Source organism: Streptomyces sp. NPDC057543, assembly GCF_042801895.1.
GTDB lineage: Bacteria > Actinomycetota > Actinomycetes > Streptomycetales > Streptomycetaceae > Streptomyces.
Map to the genome: position 1 here is coordinate 22,132 of NZ_JBHVFF010000082.1, position 6,042 is coordinate 28,173.

General features: G+C 69.3%; 2 protein-coding genes. One reads left to right on the top strand and one right to left on the bottom strand.

Going from position 1 to position 6,042, the window contains the following annotated elements; all coding sequences use genetic code 11:
* Positions 1-28 precede the first annotated feature (28 nt).
* Positions 29-598, bottom strand: coding sequence for a DJ-1/PfpI family protein (locus tag ACFU8Q_RS16485; protein ID WP_384453696.1), 570 nt, complete (start codon positions 596-598; stop codon positions 29-31).
* A gap of 389 nt (positions 599-987) precedes the next feature.
* On the opposite strand from ACFU8Q_RS16485, the gene ACFU8Q_RS16490 reads away from it, so the two are divergent.
* On the top strand, positions 988-6,012 hold the full coding sequence (locus ACFU8Q_RS16490; protein WP_384453698.1) for an NAD-glutamate dehydrogenase: 5,025 nt from the start codon (positions 988-990) through the stop codon (positions 6,010-6,012).
* The last annotated feature ends 30 nt before the right edge of the window (positions 6,013-6,042 follow it).

The window sequence follows — 6,042 nt, forward strand, 5'->3', positions numbered from 1 at the left end:
GGGAAGGGAAAAGAGGCCGGCTGCGCCGTCAGGTGGTTACCGGGGCCTTGGTGCGGAGCACCTTCAGGAATTCGCGCATCCATGCCGGGTGGTCCGGCCACGCACGGGACGAGATCAGCATGCCGTCGACCACCGCCTCGTGGTCCTCGAAGGTGGCGCCCGCCGTCTGCATGTCGAGCTCCAGCGCCGGGTACGCGGTGACGTGCCGGCCGGCCAGGGCGCCGACCGCCGCCGTCATCAGCGGGCCGTGGCAGATCTGGGCCACCGGCCGGTCCGAGTCGAAGAACGCCTTGAGGATCTTGCGCAGCTCGGCGTCATTGCGCAGATACTCGGGGGCCCGGCCGCCCGGGACGACCAGGGCCACGTAGTCCCCGGCGTCCACCTCGGAGAAGGCCAGGTCGGCGGGCCAGGTGTAGCCGGGCTTCTCGGTGTACGTGTCGAAGCCGGGCTGGAAGTCGTGGACCACGAAGCGGAGCGTCTTGCGGGCGGGGGCCGCGATATGGACGTCGTACCCCTCCTCGCGCAGCCGCTGGTACGGATAGAGGACTTCCAGCGACTCGGCGGCGTCGCCGGTGACGATCAGGATTTTCGGTGCCATGGCGGGGCTCCCACGGTTCGTCGGCCTGTTCCGTCTACCAGAGTGCGGCAAGACGGGCGGCCGCGCTGTCCAGAGTGTCAAATTTCCGACCGTCTTTTGTACACATACGGCTCGTGACGGTTACGGCGGCGGGCGAGATAGCCTGGACCCCGTGATCAGCGCGATACGCCTCGGGGGCAGCGGAGCCCCCGGCCTGCGCCCGGAGTGCCACAGCACCCGGGCCATCACTGATCCTCACAGCCCGGACCGACTGCCAAAAATGGCCAATATGGTCCCGGGCGTCTCTCATAGCGGCATAGCGTCGACTCAGACCGGAAACCCCGTGTCGTGGCGGTACGTCGTCTTTTTCACCTACGTCACGCAACGGCGCGCGACAGGAGCCAGAGGACATGCAGACCAAGCTGGACGAAGCCAAGGCCGAGCTGCTCGCACGGGCCGCCAAGGTAGCTGACAACAGCCCGGGCGGTGGTGTCGGCGGCCCGGGCGGTACCCCCCCGGTACGTGTCGCGGCCACCGGCGGTGCCGGGGCCGTGCAGGAGCGTCCCGGACACGACGTGCTCCTCGCCTACCTCCAGCGCTACTACCTGCACACCGCACCCGAGGACATCGCGGGCCGCGACCCCGTCGACGTCTTCGGTGCCGCCTCCTCCCACTACCGGCTCGCAGAGGTCCGCCCGCAGGGCAAGGCGAACGTCCGGGTGCACACCCCGACCGTCGAGGAGAACGGCTGGACGTGCAGCCACACCGTCGTCGAGGTCGTCACCGACGACATGCCGTTCCTGGTCGACTCCGTCACCAATGAGCTGTCCCGGCAGGGCCGCGGCATCCATGTCGTGATCCACCCGCAGGTCGTCGTACGCCGTGACGTCACCGGCAAGCTCATCGAGGTCCTCGCAGAGGGCAATGGCGTCTCGGCGAGCCCGCAGGCCCGCAAGAACGCCAAGGGCGGCAAGAAGAGCGGCACGGCCGAGCTGCCGCACGACGCGCTCGTCGAGTCCTGGATCCACGTCGAGATCGACCGCGAGACCGACCGCTCCGACCTCCAGCAGATCACCACCGATCTGCTCCGCGTGCTGTCCGACGCCCGCGAGGCCGTCGAGGACTGGGAGAAGATGCGCGACGCCGCGCTGCGCATCGCCGACGACCTGCCCGCCGAGCCGCTCGACGAACTCGCCGACGAAGAGGTGAACGAGGCCAGGGAACTGCTGCGCTGGCTCGCCGCCGACCACTTCACCTTCCTCGGCTACCGCGAGTACGAGCTCAAGGACACCGACGCGCTGGCCGCCGTACCCGGCACCGGCCTCGGCATCCTGCGCTCCGACCCGCACCACAGCGTCGACGAGGCGCACCCCGTCAGCCCGTCCTTCGACCGGCTGCCCGCCGACGCCCGGGCCAAGGCCCGTGAGCACAAGCTCCTCGTCCTCACCAAGGCCAACAGCCGGGCGACCGTCCACCGCCCCAGCTACCTCGACTACGTCGGCGTGAAGAAGTTCGACGCCGACGGCAACGTCGTCGGTGAGCGCCGCTTCCTCGGACTGTTCTCGTCCGCCGCCTACACCGAGTCCGTGCGCCGGGTGCCCGTCATCCGCCGCAAGGTCGCCGAGGTGCTGGAGGGCGCCGGCTTCTCGCCCAACAGCCACGACGGCCGCGACCTGCTGCAGATCCTGGAGACGTACCCGCGCGACGAGCTGTTCCAGGCGCCCGTCGACCAGCTGCGCTCCGTCGTCACCTCCGTGCTGTACCTCCAGGAGCGCCGTCGGCTGCGGCTCTACCTGCGCCAGGACGAGTACGGGCGCTACTACTCCGCGATCGTCTACCTGCCGCGCGACCGCTACACCACCGGTGTCCGGCTGCGCCTGATCGACATCCTCAAGGAGGAACTGGGCGGCACCAGCGTCGACTTCACCGCCTGGAACACCGAGTCGATCCTCTCGCGGCTGCACTTCGTCGTCCGGGTCGCCCCCGGCACCGAGCTGCCCGACCTCACCGACGCCGAGGCCGATCGCATCGAGGCACGGCTCGTCGAGGCCGCCCGTTCCTGGGCCGACGGCTTCCAGGAGGCACTCACCGCCGAGTGCGGCGAGGAGCGCGCCGCCGAGCTGCTGCGCCAGTACGGCCACTCGTTCCCCGAGGGCTACAAGGCCGACCACACGCCGCGCTCCGCCGTGTCCGACATGATCCACCTCGAAGCGCTCAAGATCGACGAGAAGGACTTCTCCCTCAGCCTGTACGAGCCGGTCGGCGCCGGCCCCGGCGAGCGTCGCTTCAAGATCTACCGGACCGGCGAGCAGGTCTCCCTCTCGGCCGTCCTCCCGGCGCTCCAGCGGCTCGGTGTCGAGGTCGTCGACGAGCGTCCGTACGAGCTGCGCTGCACGGACCGTACGCACGCCTGGATCTACGACTTCGGCCTGCGGATGCCGCAGACCAACGGCACTGGTGCCTACCTCGCCGATGACGCCCGCGACCGCTTCCAGGACGCCTTCGCGGCCGTGTGGACCGGTTCCGCCGAGAACGACGGCTTCAACTCCCTCGTGCTGGGCGCCGGTCTGAACTGGCGGCAGGCGATGGTGCTGCGCGCCTACGCGAAGTACCTGCGGCAGGCCGGTTCGACCTTCAGCCAGGACTACATGGAGAGCACTCTCCGTAACAACGTCCACACCACCCGGCTGCTGGTCTCGCTCTTCGAGGCGCGGATGTCCCCGGAGCGGCAGAGCGCCGGCACCGAGCTGACCGACGGTCTCCTCGAAGAGCTGGACGGGGCCCTGGACCAGGTGGCCTCGCTCGACGAGGACCGGATCCTGCGGTCCTTCCTCACTGTCATCAAGGCCACCCTGCGCACCAACTTCTTCCAGACGGCGGACGACGGCAAGCCGCACGGTTACGTCTCGATGAAGTTCGACCCGCAGTCCATCCCGGATCTCCCGGCGCCCCGCCCGGCGTTCGAGATCTGGGTGTACTCGCCGCGCGTGGAGGGCGTGCACCTGCGCTTCGGCAAGGTCGCCCGAGGCGGTCTGCGCTGGTCGGACCGGCGGGAGGACTTCCGTACGGAGATCCTCGGCCTGGTCAAGGCGCAGATGGTGAAGAACACCGTCATCGTGCCGGTCGGCGCCAAGGGCGGCTTCGTCGCCAAGCAGCTCCCGGACCCGGCCGTCGACCGTGACGCCTGGATGGCCGAGGGCATCGCCTCCTACCGCACCTTCATCTCGGCGCTGCTCGACATCACGGACAACATGGTGGCCGGCGAGGTCGTGCCGCCCAAGGACGTCGTCCGGCACGACGAGGACGACACCTACCTGGTCGTCGCCGCGGACAAGGGCACCGCGAAGTTCTCCGACATCGCCAACGAGGTCGCCGTCTCGTACGGCTTCTGGCTCGGCGACGCGTTCGCCTCCGGCGGCTCCGCCGGATACGACCACAAGGGCATGGGCATCACCGCCCGCGGCGCCTGGGAATCCGTCAAGCGGCACTTCCGCGAGCTCGGCCACGACACCCAGACCGAGGACTTCACCGTCGTCGGCGTCGGTGACATGTCGGGTGACGTGTTCGGCAACGGCATGCTGCTCTCCGAGCACATCCGGCTCGTCGCCGCCTTCGATCACCGGCACATCTTCATCGACCCCACCCCGGACGCCGCCACCTCGTACGCCGAGCGGCGCCGCCTCTTCGACCTGCCGCGCAGCTCCTGGGCCGACTACAACAAGGACCTGCTCTCCGCGGGCGGCGGAGTCCACCCGCGCAGCGCCAAGTCCATCCCGGTCAACGCGCACATCCGCGAGGCGCTCGGCATCGAGTCGCGGGTCACGAAGATGACGCCCGCCGAGCTGATGCAGGCCATCCTCAAGGCCCGCGTCGACCTGCTGTGGAACGGCGGCATCGGTACGTACATCAAGTCCTCCGCCGAGTCGAACGCGGACGTCGGCGACAAGGCCAACGACGCGATCCGCGTCAACGGCCAGGACCTGCGGGCCAAGGTCGTCGGCGAGGGCGGCAACCTCGGTGCCACCCAGCTCGGCCGGATCGAGTTCGCCCGCACCGGCGGCAGGATCAACACCGACGCGATCGACAACAGCGCCGGTGTGGACACCTCCGACCACGAGGTGAACATCAAGATCCTGCTCAACGGCCTGGTCAGGGACGGCGACATGACCGTCAAGCAGCGCAACAAGCTGCTCGCCGAGATGACCGACGAGATCGGCCGTCTGGTGCTGCGCAACAACTACGCGCAGAACGTCGCACTCGCCAACGCCACCGCCCAGGCGCCCTCCCTGCTCCACGCCCACCAGCGCTTCATGCGCCGGTTGGGCCGCGACGGGGACCTCGACCGCGCGCTGGAGTTCCTGCCCACCGACCGGCAGATCCGCGAACTGCTCAACGGCGGCAAGGGGCTCAGCCAGCCCGAGCTGGCCGTGCTGATGGCGTACACGAAGATCACGGCGGCCCGGGAGTTGATCCGGACCAGCCTGCCGGACGACCCGCACCTGCAGAAGCTGCTGCACGCCTACTTCCCGCAGCAGCTGCGGGCGCAGTTCCCCGAGGCGGTCGACGGGCACGCGCTGCGTCGCGAGATCATCACCACGGTCCTGGTCAACGACACCGTGAACAGCGGTGGTTCGACCTTCCTGCACCGGCTGCGGGAAGAGACCGGAGCCTCGATCGAGGAGATCGTGCGGGCACAGTTCGCGGCCCGCGAGATCTTCGGCCTCGGCCAGGTGTGGGACGCCGTCGAGGCGCTCGACAACGAGGTCGCCGCCGATGTGCAGACCCGGATCCGGCTGCACTCGCGCCGGCTCGTCGAGCGCGGTTCGCGCTGGCTGCTCGGCAACCGGCCGCAGCCGTTGGAGATCGCCGGGACGATCGACTTCTTCAAGGCGGGCGTCGAGCAGGTCTGGGCCGAGCTGCCCAAGATGCTGATGGGCGCCGACCTGGACTGGTACCAGTCGATCCTGGACGAGCTCACCGAGGCGGGTGTCCCGGGCGAACTGGCCCAGCGGGTCGCCGGATTCTCCTCCGCCTTCCCGACGCTGGACATCGTGGCGATCGCGGACCGCACCGGCAAGGACCCGCTCTCCGTCGCCGAGGTGTACTACGACCTCGCGGACCGGCTGTCCATCACCCAGCTGATGGACCGGATCATCGAGCTGCCGCGGGCCGACCGCTGGCAGTCCATGGCCCGGGCGTCCATCCGCGAGGACCTGTACTCCGCGCACGCCGCGCTCACCGCGGATGTGCTGTCCGTGGGCAACGGGACCTCGACGCCGGAGGAGCGGTTCACGGCGTGGGAGGAGAAGAACGCGGCGATCCTCACGCGGTCGCGCTCCACCCTTGAGGAGATCCAGGGATCGGACTCGTTCGACCTGGCGAACCTGTCGGTGGCCATGCGGACGATGCGGACGTTGCTCCGTACGCACGCGTAGCGAGTGGTGGGGCGGGGCGGTCGCCGGGGG